General features: G+C 39.5%; 15 protein-coding genes and 1 pseudogene. 8 read left to right on the top strand and 8 right to left on the bottom strand.

The window, feature by feature from the left end; translation table 11 throughout:
• Positions 1-52: 52 nt before the first annotated feature.
• Positions 53-1090, bottom strand: a complete 1038-nt coding sequence (locus H6G77_RS02940; protein ID WP_190591776.1) for an NADP(H)-dependent aldo-keto reductase — start codon at positions 1088-1090, stop codon at positions 53-55.
• A gap of 573 nt (positions 1091-1663) precedes the next feature.
• On the opposite strand from H6G77_RS02940, the gene H6G77_RS02935 reads away from it, so the two are divergent.
• From H6G77_RS02935 to H6G77_RS02925, 3 genes are all read left to right on the top strand, one after another.
• On the top strand, positions 1664-1900 hold the full coding sequence (locus H6G77_RS02935) for a hypothetical protein (protein WP_190591722.1): 237 nt from the start codon (positions 1664-1666) through the stop codon (positions 1898-1900).
• On the top strand, positions 1900-2301 hold the full coding sequence (locus H6G77_RS02930; protein ID WP_190870785.1) for a type II toxin-antitoxin system VapC family toxin: 402 nt from the start codon (positions 1900-1902) through the stop codon (positions 2299-2301). The genes H6G77_RS02935 and H6G77_RS02930 overlap by 1 nt, the downstream gene beginning before the upstream one ends.
• 138 nt (positions 2302-2439) lie before the next feature.
• Entirely contained in the window at positions 2440-4005 is a 1566-nt protein-coding gene (locus H6G77_RS02925; protein ID WP_190591721.1) for a DUF262 domain-containing protein, read from the top strand.
• A 26-nt stretch (positions 4006-4031) separates the two neighbouring features.
• Here H6G77_RS02925 and uvrA read toward each other — a convergent pair whose 3' ends face one another.
• Positions 4032-6917, bottom strand: a complete 2886-nt coding sequence (gene uvrA, locus H6G77_RS02920; protein ID WP_190870784.1) for an excinuclease ABC subunit UvrA — start codon at positions 6915-6917, stop codon at positions 4032-4034.
• Positions 6918-7100: 183 nt separating this feature from the next.
• Here uvrA and H6G77_RS35530 point away from each other — a divergent pair.
• Positions 7101-7397, top strand: a pseudogene (locus tag H6G77_RS35530) (hypothetical protein); the annotation flags it as partial.
• Between the two features lie 108 nt (positions 7398-7505).
• Complete coding sequence (locus tag H6G77_RS35525; RefSeq protein ID WP_313954474.1) at positions 7506-7964, top strand: Uma2 family endonuclease; 459 nt, start codon at positions 7506-7508, stop codon at positions 7962-7964.
• A gap of 36 nt (positions 7965-8000) precedes the next feature.
• On the opposite strand, the gene H6G77_RS02910 is transcribed toward H6G77_RS35525, so the two are convergent.
• Positions 8001-8141, bottom strand: a complete 141-nt coding sequence (locus H6G77_RS02910) for a hypothetical protein (RefSeq protein ID WP_190591718.1) — start codon at positions 8139-8141, stop codon at positions 8001-8003.
• 287 nt (positions 8142-8428) lie between these two features.
• Between H6G77_RS02910 and H6G77_RS02905 the strand changes: the two genes are divergently transcribed.
• Entirely contained in the window at positions 8429-8806 is a 378-nt protein-coding gene (locus H6G77_RS02905; protein ID WP_190591717.1) for a Mo-dependent nitrogenase C-terminal domain-containing protein, read from the top strand.
• A gap of 165 nt (positions 8807-8971) precedes the next feature.
• On the opposite strand, the gene tmk is transcribed toward H6G77_RS02905, so the two are convergent.
• Positions 8972-9610 (bottom strand): dTMP kinase, encoded by a 639-nt coding sequence (gene tmk / locus H6G77_RS02900; RefSeq protein WP_190591716.1) that lies wholly within the window; start codon positions 9608-9610, stop codon positions 8972-8974.
• A 197-nt stretch (positions 9611-9807) separates the two neighbouring features.
• Here tmk and H6G77_RS02895 point away from each other — a divergent pair, with 197 nt between their 5' ends.
• A complete protein-coding gene (locus H6G77_RS02895; protein ID WP_190870783.1) occupies positions 9808-10419 on the top strand; it encodes a pyridoxamine 5'-phosphate oxidase family protein in 612 nt (203 codons plus the stop codon).
• A 264-nt stretch (positions 10420-10683) separates the two neighbouring features.
• Here H6G77_RS02895 and H6G77_RS02890 read toward each other — a convergent pair whose 3' ends face one another.
• Both H6G77_RS02890 and H6G77_RS02885 read right to left on the bottom strand, forming a co-directional pair.
• Entirely contained in the window at positions 10684-11508 is an 825-nt protein-coding gene (locus tag H6G77_RS02890; RefSeq protein WP_190870782.1) for a bifunctional 2-polyprenyl-6-hydroxyphenol methylase/3-demethylubiquinol 3-O-methyltransferase UbiG, read from the bottom strand.
• A 61-nt stretch (positions 11509-11569) separates the two neighbouring features.
• Positions 11570-12370 (bottom strand): alpha/beta fold hydrolase, encoded by an 801-nt coding sequence (locus H6G77_RS02885; RefSeq protein WP_190870781.1) that lies wholly within the window; start codon positions 12368-12370, stop codon positions 11570-11572.
• Between the two features lie 409 nt (positions 12371-12779).
• Between H6G77_RS02885 and H6G77_RS02880 the strand changes: the two genes are divergently transcribed.
• Positions 12780-13721, top strand: coding sequence for a class I SAM-dependent methyltransferase (locus H6G77_RS02880; RefSeq protein WP_199331365.1), 942 nt, complete (start codon positions 12780-12782; stop codon positions 13719-13721).
• Between the two features lie 94 nt (positions 13722-13815).
• On the opposite strand, the gene H6G77_RS02875 is transcribed toward H6G77_RS02880, so the two are convergent.
• A complete protein-coding gene (locus H6G77_RS02875) occupies positions 13816-15018 on the bottom strand; it encodes an MFS transporter (protein WP_190870780.1) in 1203 nt (400 codons plus the stop codon).
• Positions 15019-15128: 110 nt separating this feature from the next.
• A complete protein-coding gene (locus tag H6G77_RS02870; RefSeq protein WP_190591712.1) occupies positions 15129-15827 on the bottom strand; it encodes a glutathione binding-like protein in 699 nt (232 codons plus the stop codon).
• Positions 15828-16000: the final 173 nt, after the last annotated feature.

Raw genomic sequence — 16000 nt, 5'->3', positions numbered from 1 at the left:
CTACCTGGGAAATCGCTAAATTTTGGAGTTCAAGTAGCAGAATGCAAAACTTTTAAGGTGCTGGGTTGGGATGTTGAAGGTTAATTTCATCCAACTCTGCCAAAATCTCTTTACTGAGAACTACATTCGCACTGTCTATGTTTTCTTTGAGTTGTTCTAGGGTTGTTGCACCAATAATTGTGCTAGTAACAAACCAACGACTCCGCACAAATGCTAAAGCTAATTGTGCAGGGCTAAGTTGATGACGTTTGGCTAGTTCTACATAAGCTGCAACTGCCGAGGTGACTTTTGGTTTGAGATAGCGTTGACCAAAGTTTTCAAATAGGGTAATTCTGGTATTTTCTGGTTTGCCATTGAGATATTTACCAGTTAAAAAACCAAAAGCTAAAGGACTATAAGCTAATAAACCAACATTTTCGTAATAAACTGTTTCAGCCAAAGCTCCATCAAATACTCTGTTGAGTAAGTTGTAAGCATTTTGAATCGAAATCACTTTTGGCAATCCTAACTGTTTAGCAGCATTACTAAACTGCACAACGCCCCAAGGAGTTTCATTACTCAACCCAAGATAACGAATTTTTCCGGCTTGAATAATATCAGCAAAAGCTTCTAGCTGTTCCACTATCGGCACAGATGGTTTTACTTGGGTGGGGTCAAAAATTGTCTGACCGAAACGTGGCACATATCGGTCGGGCCAGTGAATTTGATAAAGGTCAATATAGTCTGTTTGTAATCTTTTCAGGCTATCATCTACAGCTTGTTTAATATTATCGCGCTCAATGGCATCTGCCCCGCCACGTAACCATTTAAAACCACGTCCAGGGCCAGCAATTTTAGTTGCAACGATAACTTTATCTCGCTGCTGGTCTTTCAACCATTCGCCAATGTATGTTTCTGTCAAACCATAAGTAGCCTCTTGCGGTGGTACTGGGTACATTTCCGCCGCATCAATGAAATTAACACCATTAGCAATAGCATATTCTAGCTGTTGATGGGCTTCTGCAATGCTATTTTGCCGCCCATAAGTCATCGTACCAAGGCAAATCTCTGAAACTTTGAGGTCACTTTCACCTAGTTGGTTATAACGCATATTTTTGTGTGATTGAGTAATCAAATAATTGGCTTTAGTCAAAATATCGACTTTATAATTTAATGATTATCCGATGAATCCTGTCAACTATATTTGTATTCTTATCTAATGACCAAACTCTGAATAAATATGATATTTTCACAATTTTTTAACCATATAATTTACAGAATATATCTCATAAATATCAGGCTAAAAATATTTTTTCTAACAAAAATAGTGGCTTTGATCAAGCCTATTTTTGCTATTCATTTTATGAGCATCTGCATTCCACAAAGTTTATAGAGACCTTGTAAACAAAGTTCCTACAACAACTAATAAATTACATTTTTATCCAGTAACAGTATGAGACCTTTTAAATAAAGTACTATAAATCTGTCCAGTTACCGTAGATTGTACCAGAAAGTTATCAAGATTTCTCAGTTACAAAAGTTTATATCCCAAGTCTTACGCACAAAGGCTGTCTATAGAGACTGGGTTGAGAGGTGCAAGGGTATGATGTGTAAGGGTTTTAGCTAAATAACACAACCTTTAATGGGAATGATAAGCTGTTAATGATGGCTCAAGACAGCAAAAATGGACAAAGCAGTTACCCTAGAAAATGCGCTTGCATTAATAAAGCAACTTTCGTTAGTAGATAAAATACGCTTGATTGAACAAATTGCACCTCAAATTGAGCAAGAGTTGGTCAAAATTCAGCCACCAAAGCGCACTTCCTTAAGAGGAATTTGGAAGGGTAGTAACATAACTGAGTCAGATATTGCTGAGGTAAGACAACAAACGTGGTCAAATTTTCCCCGTGAGGATATTTGATGAATGATTTAGTCACTGATACTCATGCTTTGATATGGTATTTAGAAGATAGTCAAAACCTCAGCAATGCTGCTAATGAGGCTTTTGAAAGATGCGATCGCGGTGAAATTTCTATTTACATTCCGACAATTTGCCTTGTAGAAATTGTTTATCTACAAGAAAAAGGGCGTATATCAGCACAAATGAAGACTCAGCTAGATGCTGCATTAATAGCTGAAAATAGTGGGTTAATTTTAGCGCATCTTACAGGTGAGGTAGTCACAGCATTGGCAACAATATCACGAGATAGTATTCCTGATATGCCTGATAGAATAATTGCCGCTACAGCCAAGCATTTGGGTTTACCCTTAATTAGCCGAGACTCCAAAATAACTGCATCTGGAATAAATGTTATTTGGTAATTTGAAGGTTTTGATAGTTGCGGTTTAAAGTTAGTTAAATTGCGAAATATAACATTTAGAATAAAAATTCATAACTTGCTTTTTTAAGTAGCTACTAAATATAGTATAAATATCCACTGTTTTAATAAGGAGATTCGTATGGTAAAAGATAGCCAGAAAGTTAGTTTAGACGCACTTATCCCTAGAGAAGCATTTGAAGTACAAGGACAACAAGGTCAAAATATAGGACGAAATATTCCGATGATATCAATTCGGGATTTAGAGAAGAGTTCTTTTTTCTATCCATTTCTACGTAAACCTGATTTTCAAAGAGAAACTAATGAATGGGAAGCTCAGAAAATATGTGAATTTATAGAAAGTTTTTTAGATGGCGATTTAATACCGTCTGTTATTCTATGGCGAAGTTCAAGTAGTTATTATTTTGTAATTGATGGCTCTCACCGTCTTAGTTCTTTAATAGCCTGGATAAATGATGACTATGGTGATGGTAAAATTTCTAAAGAATTTTATGATGGAGACATTACAGAAGAGCAAAAATCTGCGGCTTTGGAAGTAAGAAAGTTAATTAAAGTAAGTATAGGTTCTTACAAAGATTATCAATCGTTAACACAAAATCAAAGTCAAATAGATCAAAAGTTCCTTGATAGAGCAAGAAACTTAGGAGCTTTAGGTATCCAGCTTCAGTGGGTTGAAGGTGATTCAGAAAAAGCAGAAGCATCTTTCTTCAAAATTAACCAGAAAGCAGCACCAATTGGTGAAACTGAAATGCGTTTATTAAAAGCACGAAAAACACCTAATGGTGTCGCCGCTCGTGCAATTATGAGAAGTGGTAATGGTCATAAGTATTGGTCGGACTTCTCACAAGATAAACAAAACGAAATTGAAGAACTAGCTCAAGAAATACATCAACTAATTTTTGAACCTAAATTAAAAAATCCTATTAAAACCTTAGATGTACCAATAGTAGGCAATCTATCAACTTCTGAAAAACTTGAAGTCATATTAGAGTTTATAAATATGGTTAATTATATAGAAGTCGATGATCAATTAGGAGAAGATCCAACAGGAGACAAAACTGTAGAGCTACTAAAAAATTGCAAGAAGGTAGTGCAAAGGATAAATAGTAATCATCCTTCATCTCTGGGGTTACACCCCATCATATATTTTTACACTAGTGCGGGAAAGCCGAAAATTGGATCATTCTATGGCATTGTCACTTTAATGTTGTATTTGGAAAAAACGAAATATTTTTCTCAATTTATAAAAGTCAGAAAAGACTTTGAGTGGGTAATTTGGCAAGATGATATGGTGCCACAAATTGTTAGCAAACATGGAAATGCAGTTAAGGCAAGAGAGAAAGTTAAAGATTTTTATATCAGAATTATTGAAAAACTACTTCAAGAAATAGATAAGAAAAATATCATAAAAGAAATCATAGCTGAAAAAAGTTTTGGTTCTTTAAAAACTAAGGCAAGAAATAATACAAGTGAGATACAAACTAAGGAATTTTCGCGGGAAACAAAAGCAGCAGCTTTTATTAGAGACGCTTTACCTGGGACTCCACGATGTAAAATTTGTGGTGGTTATATCCCCAGTCGTATTAACTCCATAGACCATATTAAAAGAAAAGCAGATGGTGGTTTGGGTACATTAAATAATGCACAACTGACTCACTTATACTGTAATACAACTGTTAAGCATTAAATATTTTATTGAAAATAATGCACTTACTATCTCTTTACAGCCGGATACTGTTTTAAAACCTGCTGTAAATATTGCCCAGTATAAGACTTGGAATTTCTGGCCACATCTTCCGGTGTTCCAAAAGCGATGACTTCACCGCCTTTATCGCCGCCGTCAGGCCCCAAATCTATCACCCAGTCAGCGCAACGAATGACATCTAAATTGTGTTCAATTACTAAAATTGAATTACCTTTATCTACTAATCTTTGCAACACATCCAATAATTTATGGACATCATAAAAAGATAATCCCGTTGTGGGTTCATCGATTAAATACAGTGTTTTACCAGTGGCGCGACGAGATAATTCTGTAGCTAATTTGACGCGCTGTGCTTCACCACCAGATAAGGTGGTTGCGGGTTGTCCTAGTTGAACATAACCCAAACCAACATCAACTAAAGTTTGTAGTCTTGTAACTGCTTTGGGGATGTTTTGGAAAAAGTCTAAACTTTCCTCAACAGTCATATTGAGAACATCAGAAATAGACTTATCTTTATATTTGACTTGCAAAGTATCACGGTTATATCTTGCACCTTTACAAACTTCGCACTGTACATATACATCAGGTAAAAAATTCATTTCAATGACGTTGACACCTTGTCCACTGCAAGCTTCGCAACGTCCACCTTTAACATTAAAAGAAAATTGTCCCGGTTTATAACCCCTAGCTTTGGCTTCGACAGTTTGCGAAAATACATCCCGAATTACATCGAAAACACCTGTGTAAGTTGCAGGGTTAGAACGGGGTGTGCGTCCGATGGGAGATTGGTCGATGACAATGGCTTTATCAACTGCATTTAAGCCTTGAATTTTTTCTAATTCTTTGGGTAAAGGGACTTTTTTGGTGAGGTGATGTTGTAGTGAAGGGTAAAGTAATTCGTTAATTAAAGTTGATTTACCCGAACCAGATACGCCAGTTACAGCCACAAGTTTACCGAGGGGAATTTCCACATCGATGTTTCTTAAGTTGTTGCGATGGGCATTTTTAATAATTAAACTGCGTCCATTCCCTTCGCGGCGTTCTGCTGGTGTTTGTATGACTTTTCTGCCTGATAAATATGCACCTGTTAAGGATTTTTCTGCTGTTAATAATGCTGGTAAATCACCTTGGGAAATAATATGTCCGCCGTGAATACCTGCACCGGGGCCAATATCAACTAAATAGTCAGCCGCGCGGATGGTTTCTTCATCATGCTCAACTACAATTAAGGTATTACCTAAATCTCGTAATTTAATTAAGGTTTTGAGCAATCTACCGTTATCTCGTTGATGCAAACCAATACTTGGTTCGTCTAAAACGTAGAGAACTCCTGTTAAGCCAGAACCGATTTGTGTGGCGAGGCGAATGCGTTGCGCTTCCCCACCAGAGAGAGTCATGGCGGGACGGTCGAGGGTGAGATAATCTAAGCCAACATCTAATAAAAATTGCAATCTAGCTTTGATTTCGCGCAAGACTAAATCAGCTATTTGCATTTGCCGATCGCTTAATTTTAACTGTTCAACTCGCTCCCGACAATCTCTAATCGATACGCCTGTTAAATCTAAAATTCCATATTGTCCCAACTTCACCGCTAAGGCTTCCGGTTTCAAACGTTTTCCACCGCAAACTTCACAAGGTTGGTCGATTAAATATTGTTCTAATTTTTGTTTAACTAACTCTGAACCACCTTCGTATTGCCGTTGTAATATGGGCAGAACACCTTTAAATTGAGTTTTTGCATTTTCTTTGTTATTTTCTTCACCATTTAAAATAATTTGCTTTTGTTCTTCTGACAACTTACTCCAATTGGTTTGTAATTCAAAACCGTGCGCCTGACCCAAACTATAAAGTAATTCCAAATAATAAGAATTTTCCTTTTCTGACCAAGGTGCGATCGCAGCGTATACTGGTGCTTCAGGATCGGGGATCACCAACTCCGCCGAAAATCTTCTTAAAGTCCCAATACCGTGACAGTGAGGACAAGCACCATAAGGAGAGTTAAAGGAAAATAACCGTGGCGATAACTCTTCCATCACCGCGCCATGTTCAGGACAGGCGAAGTTTTCGGAAAATACCAATTCTTCTTCTTTGGCTTCTGAGTTATCAGTAGCCGGACTAATTAAGATAGTTACAATACCTTCTGTTTGCTTTAAACACGTAGATAAAGAATCAACCAAACGCTCTTGGATACCGTCTTTTTTCACCAAACGGTCAATGACAACTTCAATGGTGTGGGTAATATTTTTATCTAACTCAATCGAGTCTGACAGTTCCCGCACTTCGCCATCTACTCGTACCCGCACAAAACCTTGGGAAGCCAAACTAGATAACAGCTTGCGGTGTGTGCCTTTTTTACCGCGCACCACAGGCGCAAGAATTTGAAACTTGGCGCGGTCTGGTAAGTCCATGATGCGGTCTACCATCTCATCGATCGTTTGGGGGGCAATACAGCGATCGCATATCGGACAATGGGGTTCACCAGCCCGACCAAACAACAGCCGCAAATAGTCGTAAATTTCCGTTACCGTCCCCACAGTGGAACGGGGGTTATGGGAGGTTGATTTTTGGTCAATGGATATGGCCGGACTTAAACCTTCAATTGCTTCCACATCCGGTTTATTTAACTGTCCTAAAAATTGTCTGGCGTAAGCACTGAGAGATTCCACATAACGCCGTTGACCCTCAGCAAAAATCGTATCAAACGCCAAAGAAGATTTACCCGAACCTGATACACCAGTAAATACGATCAGGCGATCGCGCGGCAACTCCAAGTCAATATTCTTCAGATTATGCTGCCTCGCACCCCGAATCCTAATGGTATTTTGGCTATTCTGGTTGATTTGGGGAAGATGTCCATTGAGAAGGGATGCGGCGGCTAACTTGTTATCTGACATATTGGCAGGCTGATAAGTGGGAGGCAGTATGAAACAGTTCTTAATAATACTATTTTTACTCACCTAATACCAGAACAATAGTACTATTTTAATTGAGGCTTGCCTATATTCTCACTACAGACATCCTCCCGTGTCTGCTAATTTAAAAGCATCACAATTAAACATCCTGCTGAGGGCGAAGCTATGGTAACGCAAATCCAACCGCAGACCCAACCAGAAGTTATCTACCCAGATAGTGACGGACAACCAGTGGCAAACAATACCATACAGTTTCGATGGATTGTCGAAATCAAGCAAAATATTGATTGGCTATTTGCGTCTGATCCTAACGTATTTGTTGCTGGAGACTTGTTTTGGTATCCCATTGAAGGACGCAATAAGATTGTCAATGCTCCTGATGTCATGGTCGTTCTTGGTAGACCCAAAGGAGATAGATTATCTTACCTGCAATGGAAAGAAGGCGGGATTCCTCCCCAGGTAAGCTATTAAGCACTTAGTTTGCAGTTTAGACCGCAGGGGAGCAGAGGGGAAGAGGGGCAGAGGAGAGAGTTTAAGTCATTTATGTACAATTTCAATAGTGCAGCTTAAATGCTGATTAGCTTAGTATTTGAAATCCTTTCACCCAGCAATACTCAAGTTGAAATGGACAAAAAATTACTTTTCTATGACCGTTATGGTGTGGAAGAGTATTACATTTACGATCCTGACAGTAATAGTTTACAGGGTTGGTTACGTGGTGAAGATGGATTAGATGTCATCCCCCAGATGGAAGATTGGGTGAGTCCTCGATTAAAAATTCGCTTTGTACCATCTCCAGAAGGTTTACAACTTTATCGCCCCGACGGAGAGCATTTTTTAAGCTATTCAGAAATTTCTCAACGCTTAGAACAAGAACGCCAACGTGCCGAACAAGAACATCAACGTGCTGAACAAGCAGAACAAGTAAGACGTAATGCTATTCCTCAACTGTTACAAATGGGTTTAAGCATAGAACAAGTCGCCCAAGCTTTGAGCTTATCTGTGGAAGAAGTGCAAAGGATGTCTTAAGGCATCGCTCACCAGCCGGGAAAGATAAATTGCAAATTAATTGACAATCACTAGAGCGATCGCGTTATTTATGGCAGAAATATCCGAATATTCATCTTTCTGTCTTGGCAAATTTTGCCTATCTGCCCCTTTCTCGCTGTAGCTGATGTTTAAATCTGCGAAAAATACTGATCTCAATTGTTATATTAAGTTTTATAACTATTAGACGAAATTCTCTCCAGTGATAGATGTCTTCATTAGAATTTAAACTGTGTCAAGTTATAAACAAGATCGGAATACTACACTACCGTTTCCGAGAAAATTGCGATTTACTGAACGTAGACAGAAAGAAGTTCTGACTTCAACAGTTACTTTAATGTCCTATTGTATCTTGGTCAGAACAAGATTTTTCCGGTACGTGTGGTTGTCACGTTGTATATATTCATCAGAAAGGTGAATAACCTCAATAACACAGAGGCTAAACCATGAAGGTATTCGATAATACCACAAAGAAGATTTTTCTGGCAAGCTGGGTTTCACTCAATTCGGCAGAGGTTAGCAAAACCTATGTAACCCAGTTACACCATCCAAATTCTCAGTCAGGCTTTGATATTTTCTTACCCCTGCGGCAGTGGTTAAACAATATAGAAGTCCGCGATCGCGAATTAGCTCATCGTTTGTGCAAACTGATCCCCGCTCAATGTCCTTTTGAACGCGATATCAAGTTATTCGGCAAAACCATCCTACACATCCCGCCAATGTGCAAACTCAACCCTTTATATGAGGAAGTCGTGAGTTTGCGTTTCCGCGCCTTATGCTATCTAGCAGATGAATGTGGCGAGGATGTTTCGCAGTATTGTTGAGTACTGAGTGTTGAGTATAAACTGAGTTTCTGCAAATCTCTAAACCATCAGTACTTTCCTCATACAAATTAGGCTACACATACACAAGAAATCAACGATTAATAGTCCATAGTCAAAGTGAATTACCCTTGACTATGGACTATTACCTTATAAGGGTGAGGAACCTCAAACCCCTGTTTTTGGTAAATGTTGACGCAAAATTTCTTGAATCACACTGCTGACAGCTTCTTTGCTCAAACTACCATCAACACGCACAATGCGGGATGGGTGAGCCGCAGCTAACTGGCTATATCCTTGTTGGACACGGCGATGAAACGCGATGGTTTCTTGTTCAATGCGGTCTAAACCTGCTGCGTCACCGCGTTTGCGGCTAAGTCCCACCTCAACATCAACATCTAACCAAATCGTTAAATCACTAATTAAGCCAGATGTGGCAATATCGTTGAGTTTTTCAATTAAACTCATATTCAAACCCCGACCGTAACCTTGGTAAGCAACGGTAGAATCAGTGTAGCGATCGCACAATATATATTTTCCGGCGGCTAAATTGGGTTTGAGTTCTTGTTCAACATGCTGGGCGCGATCGGCCGCGTATAATAACAATTCAGTAACATCTGCTACTGGTTTATCCTCCGACTTCTCCAACAATAAACGCCGCAAATGTACACCCAACTCTGTTCCCCCAGGTTCACGAGTGACAATTACTGAAATACCCAAACTTTCTAACCACTGACAACAAAGCTGCATTTGTGTTGTTTTTCCGCAGCCTTCTACCCCTTCAAATACAATTAATTTGCCACTCATGCTAGTTTACCGAAAATATGGGTTTGAGGTTCCTCGCCCTTTCAAGGCCACCTTGTTTAATTTAGGGGAAATCTGGGAATTTTAGCCTCGAATTTTTTTGTGAAAGGAGATATACTTCCGCCGAACTGAACTACTAAAAAAATTGCCCATCTCAAGAGTTGATGTCCACTCTCATAAAGTTCACTTAGGAGTGCATTATGCCACGCAAATTTGGAGAAATTGCCTTTACGCCAGAAGTTCAAGCCGCACAGTTACAGAGGGGTTCGCGGCAAACTTACGAACGCTACATTGCTAATGGCCCAGCCAATGATTCAATTACCCCGCAAATTGCAGAATTTATTGCTCATCTTGATGGATTTTATTTAGGAACAGTCAGTTCTAATGGCTACCCATATATCCAGTTTCGCGGCGGAGCGCCTGGCTTTCTCAAAGTCATAAATGACAAAACCTTGGGCTTTGCTGACTTTTCTGGAAACGTGCAGTATATCACAGTCGGTAACTTATCAGGAGAAGCCAAAGCATTTCTATTTTTAATGGATTACCGCCATCGAAAACGGATCAAAATCTGGGGAACAGCCGAATATATTGAAGGTGATGCTGTTTTGATTGAGCAACTCCAAGTTCCCAACTACCCAGCAGAAATTGAGCGAGTAATTCTGTTCCATGTCGAAGCCATCAGTGAGAATTGTCCCCAGCACATTCCCATTCGCTATTCTATGAATGAAGTTGAAGCAATGATGGCTCCTTTACAAGCACGAATTTCCGAATTAGAGCAGTTGTTAAGTGAAAAAAATTCTCCATCCGATTGAAAGAGAAACTCTCAGAAGTTGCTTGAAGAATAATTCAGAAGTCAGAATCAATTAGTAGAAGATTCTGACCCACTACTACAGCGCAATTTTTCGCTAATTGAAGACCACTAAATTGAAACATTATTAGTGATTTTAAACCCATTTATTTATCCACCAGCGATGCACTGAGCTTGCCGTTCGCGTAGCGTCTCCGGCAGGAGAAGTGTTGCACGGAATTCAATTCTAAATTCTGGCTCCTGACTACTGAATTCTGTTTTGATAATTTTAAATTTTTCTGCCGATATGAAAAGCCGAAATATACGAAAGTAGCAAACTCCCACCAAAATCATGATCAATTATTTGACTTAGTTCAGCAAATAAAGCTTTTTTAATATCTGGCTCTAATTTAATATAAGGAGAATAGGTATTGAGCAACATTAAATATTCATCAGTGCTGTAAACGACATCAGATTTCACTTGCCCAAATTGAATATCTTTAAATTTGCCTGAATCAATTAATATATTGCCAAATTCTTGAAATACTTTTTGTTGGGCTTCCCAATCTTCATAACGGTCGAGAGAGGGCGCGTGTTTTTGATAAATTGCCGACAAGCTTTGATAAACCTCATAACTCGGTTGTAATTCTTTATTCCAGAATAAAAGTAAATGACCATTTTCTTTTAAAGCACTTGCCGCTTTGGGATATCCTATCTCTGCTGGTATCCAATGAAAAGAACTGGCGGCTAAAACAGCATCAAACTGTTCAGGTTGCAAACTCCATTCTTCAAAAGATGTATTTTGAATTTCCACATTTGGATAAGAGGAACAATTTTGTTTAGCCAACTCACAAAAATCTGGATTTGGTTCTAAACAAAGCATCGAATAACCTAATTGAGCAAAGGAAATTGTTGCTGTTCCAGGGCCACATCCTACTTCCAAAATTTTGCAATCTGGTGATAACTGGGAAAGCTGAATAACTTGCTCAATAAAATTTTGGGGATAACGAGGTCTAGCTTTGTTATACGCCTCGGCTGCTGGCGAGTACCAATTTTTTCGCACTTCCAAATCTTTTTTAGAGAAACTGGCTATTTTTTGTTTGAGGTCTTCCATAATTTATTTAATATGAATATCAGTAATTTAAGTTATTAACTATACAACAATCTCTGAAATCCTATTGCTGAAATTTCGCTAAAAACTTGAGTATAGCTTGAATAACTGCTGCTGTTGATTCAATTAAAAAACCATGACCACCATGTTCAATTACTTGCAGTTCAGCTTGAGGGATATTTTGAGCCAGTTGTTCTGAAAAGGCTACAGGCGTGAGAATATCTTGTTTACCAACCATGACTAATGTTGGACAATGAATATCTTTAATTCTCTCTGTCGTGTCATGATTAATAATGGCGCGGCTTTGATGGTATATTCCCTGTGTGGTAGGTGCAAAAGGATAGTTAATTGCCCATTCAATTAGTTGGTCTATCATTTCGGGAATAGCGTAAAAATCATCAGTAAATATCCAAGGCAATATTAGCTTTTCATATAACATTAAATCTATTTTTCCAGCAAGATTACCCCAAGTTTCAATTAAACTATTAAATCGCTTATTACCTTTAGCTAAAGAAGAAAGTAAAATTAAACTTTTAACTTTTTCAGGATATAACAAAGTTAATTCCTGAGCGATTTGACCACCCATTGAATGACCAATAATATGTGCTTTTTTAATACCAAGAATATCTAATAATGCGGCGGCATCTTGAGCCATTTGCTGAGTGCTATAAGGACTATTGGGAATGAAACTTTGACCGATACCTCTGTTATCAAAACGAATAACTTGATACTTAGAACCTAAGTGTGGTAGTAGTAGCGACCAATAAGTGCGATCGCACATAAACCCAGCAATCAACAATACAGGTTCGCCAGTACCTTTAACTTCGTAAAATATGTCAATTCCGTTAACCTGAACTTTGGGCATTACTAATTCATCATAATTGGGTTTACAACAGCTTCAAGAATTTGAAATCTGCTTTAAGTTATTCTCCCAGATAATTGCATCTCATAAAATTGTAAAATTGCTGATATGCCCGAATTTACACCCATAAACTCAAAATATGTATAAGATTTAGCATCAAATTATAATACGTACTTTTCCTCAACTTTGTTTAATTTAAAAAATCCTCAATCTTAAATTCATGAACCTTCCGCAGAAATAATGAAAACTGGCAATTGCGGGATTTTACGGAAGACTTACGTAGAAAAAACAGGATAAGTTAAGTAAAAAGAAGTAAGTAATATCAACAACTTAAAGTTCAGCGTTCAGCCCAGGTAAATCGGATTTTACAGAATACAAAAATTGCAGCCAAATAAATATCTCGGCTAAGTTTTTGTTGAGCAATTTTCCTAATTTATTACGTAAAAAGGAGGTAATAGTTATCAAAACTGTTGAATATTCCACCCTCAAACCTTACCTGGCATCTAACATTAATGCTGACTTAGATGCACAAAGTATTTTAACTTATCCCATCTCCCAAAAAACCCTAGCAATAGAAGCCAATAGTTATTACTTTGGGCATCCTGAATGGGCAAAAAACTACTTTGAAGCTTGTCACCGTAACGATATATTCAAATCTCGTTGGCAAGCTGCTACGGGCAGTTGGGATGACAAAATTGTAGTAGATATCGGTTGCGGCCCTGGTAATCTCTTTGCCACACTTGGGGGTAAACCAAAATTACTTATTGGTGTGGATGTGAGTTATGGCGGACTGGAAATGGCACAAAGTCTTGGCTATACCCCGGTGTTAGCAGATGCCCATAACTTGCCGTTTGTTTCTGGTTTTGCTGATATTGTGGCGGTAAATGCCACTTTGCATCATTGTGATCAAATGGATGTGGTTTTAGCAGAAGCAGCGCGTTTAGTTCGTCCTGGGGGAATTTTAATCACCGACCATGACCCGCATTGCAGTGCTTGGAATTTCCAAGGCTTGGGTATGTGGTTATGGCAATTCCGGTTAGGACTTTATCGGCTAATTAAACGCGGTGGTCATGCTTCCGCCGCAGAACAAAATTGGGGACTAGCCACCGAAGTTCATCACCAACCGGGGGATGGAGTCACAGCAGAAATGTTTCACAGAACTTTAGAACCCCTTGGGTTTACTGTCAAAACTTACCCTCACAATCATCATTTAGGTGCAGAAACTTTTGAGGGTAATTACGGCCAGTCGGAATGGAAGTATCGCTTTGCTCAATTTTTGTCGGGGATCAATCCCGATTCACCACAAGCAGCCCTATCATTGATGTGTGTTGCTACTCGACATACTGAGTGTTGAGTGTTGTACATTGAGCGCAGTCGAAGTCACCGAAGTGTGAGTGTTGATTGCTGTACACTGAGCGCAGTCGAAGTGCAAATTTTGCGTAAAAATACTAACCTCTTGCCTCTTCTTGATTAGTTTTGCCTTTTGTAAATAACCAAGTTGCGAGTACAGCAAGGGTAATTCCGGCAATGATAAAGCAAGGTACATAGCCAAAGTTATCTACCACCCTACCAAATACGGCGGCACCAATTCCCTGACCGATAAATAAGTTAAAGGCAAACAAAGATACTGCTGTACCCCGTGCTTCTGGTGCGAGTTCGGTGGCTTGGGTTTGCAGGGTGCTGTGCATCATATAAAAAGCCAACCCCATCAGGGTGCAGAAGGGAATAAATAATAGCCAATTGTGTAATAATGCGATCGCTAAAAAGCAAATGCACATTAACCAGCCACCAACTCCCATCAGTCCAACTTCGCCTAGTCGCTGTACTAACCACTTCACGCTGCGGCTATAAACTAGTCCACCCAAACCAAAACTACTCAACATAAACCCAATAGTTACATAAGGTAAGCCGTATCGCTCGCGCAGAAATGCACCACAGTAAGCAAATGCTCCCATTAAGCAAAAGCCTTCAATAAAGACAGCGATAATTACCTTCCGGGCAGTGGGTTGAGTGAGTAATTGGTAATATGGCTTGAATGTTGCTAGACTAAATCGCTCTGTAGAACGATTTCCATCTCGAAAATTACGTGTTCCTCGCCATAGTAAACCAGCGATCGCTAAAGAAACAATCCCAAATACTAAAAAGATATCGCGCCAGCTAATATACTCGCCAAATATCCCGCCTAAACTACCGCCGAGAATTTGACCCAGTACCAATGCACTCAAATATTTACCAATGGCGGCTTGACGTTCTGTGTAGGGAAAATTATCCCCAATATAAGCCAAGGTAACAGGAATAATCCCCGCAGCAAACACCCCGGTGAGAAACCGCAATAAGGTAAGTAGGGCAATATTCGAGACAAAGGCACAAAGGGCTGTCCCCACAGCAAAGGCTGTTAATGCGCCTGTAATCACTTTTAATTTACCGATGCGATCGCCCAACGGCCCGTAAACTAACTGGAATAATCCATAAGGAATGGTATAAGCTGAAACAATCACCGCCGCGCTACCCACACCAACATTAAATTCCTTGGCAATAATATGCAGTAGCGGATCTATCACTCGCACATCGGCAATTACCATAAAAGCAGCAGCACCCAACAATCCCAAAGAAACAGGTGTTTTATCTGTTTGCCCTATTAACCTACCCACTTAGTTCTCCTGTATAAAGTGCTGAGTGCTGAGTGCTGAGTGCTGAGATGGGTGTAAAGGGTTGATAGCGGGGATTTTCCCTTACATAAACCCATACACCCCTCAATAATTTAATTTGCAACTGTGTTTGCTGATTGATTGAATAACAAACTGCGGGATTTTTCCACATCTAAAGCTTGATTTTTGAAAGCTTCGGCTTTTTCGTAGGCGCGAACTGTGGCGGGACGAGCTTTAATAGTTTCAAACCAGCGTTTGATATTGGGGAAATCTTCTAGTTTTTGGCTTTGGCGTTCGTAAGGCACAATCCAAGGATAGGCGGCGATATCTGCAATAGAATATTCACCAGCGATAAATTCTCTATCTGCCAGTTGCTTATTTAGCACCGCGTATAAGCGTCCCGTTTCGTTGACATAACGGTTAATTGCATACTCAATTTTTTCGGGAGCATAGCTGCTAAAGTGATGATTCTGTCCCGCCATTGGCCCCAAACCTGCCATTTGCCAAAACAACCATTGCAGCACTTCTACTCGTTTTCTGAAATCAGCAGGAATCAATTTCCCGGTTTTTTCAGCTAAATACAGCAAAATTGCCCCAGATTCAAAAATAGAGACTGGCGCACCGCCATCTGCTGGTTCATGGTCAATAATCGCCGGGATACGATTGTTAGGAGAAATCTTGAGAAAATCTGGTTGAAACTGATCCCCAGCACCGATATTAATAGGCACAATTTTATAAGGTATTTCCGCTTCTTCCAGAAATATCGTGATTTTATGACCGTTGGGCGTTGTCCAATAGTAAAGCTCAATCATAAATTTGATTCCCCATTTAAGTGCTGAGTGCTGAGTGCTGAGTGCTGAGTGCTGTACACTGAGCGCAGTCGAAGTGTGAGTGCTGAGGAGCCAGCCGCGTGGGCGAGTCTTCCGACTTGAGCGGGCTGGCGTTGCTGAGTCAGAATTCTACCCCTACACCCACACACCCTTAT

Source organism: Aulosira sp. FACHB-615 (genome assembly GCF_014698045.1).
GTDB lineage: Bacteria > Cyanobacteriota > Cyanobacteriia > Cyanobacteriales > Nostocaceae > Nostoc_B.
Note: the sequence above shows the minus strand (reverse complement) of the source record. Positions and strands in the feature narration are given on the sequence as shown.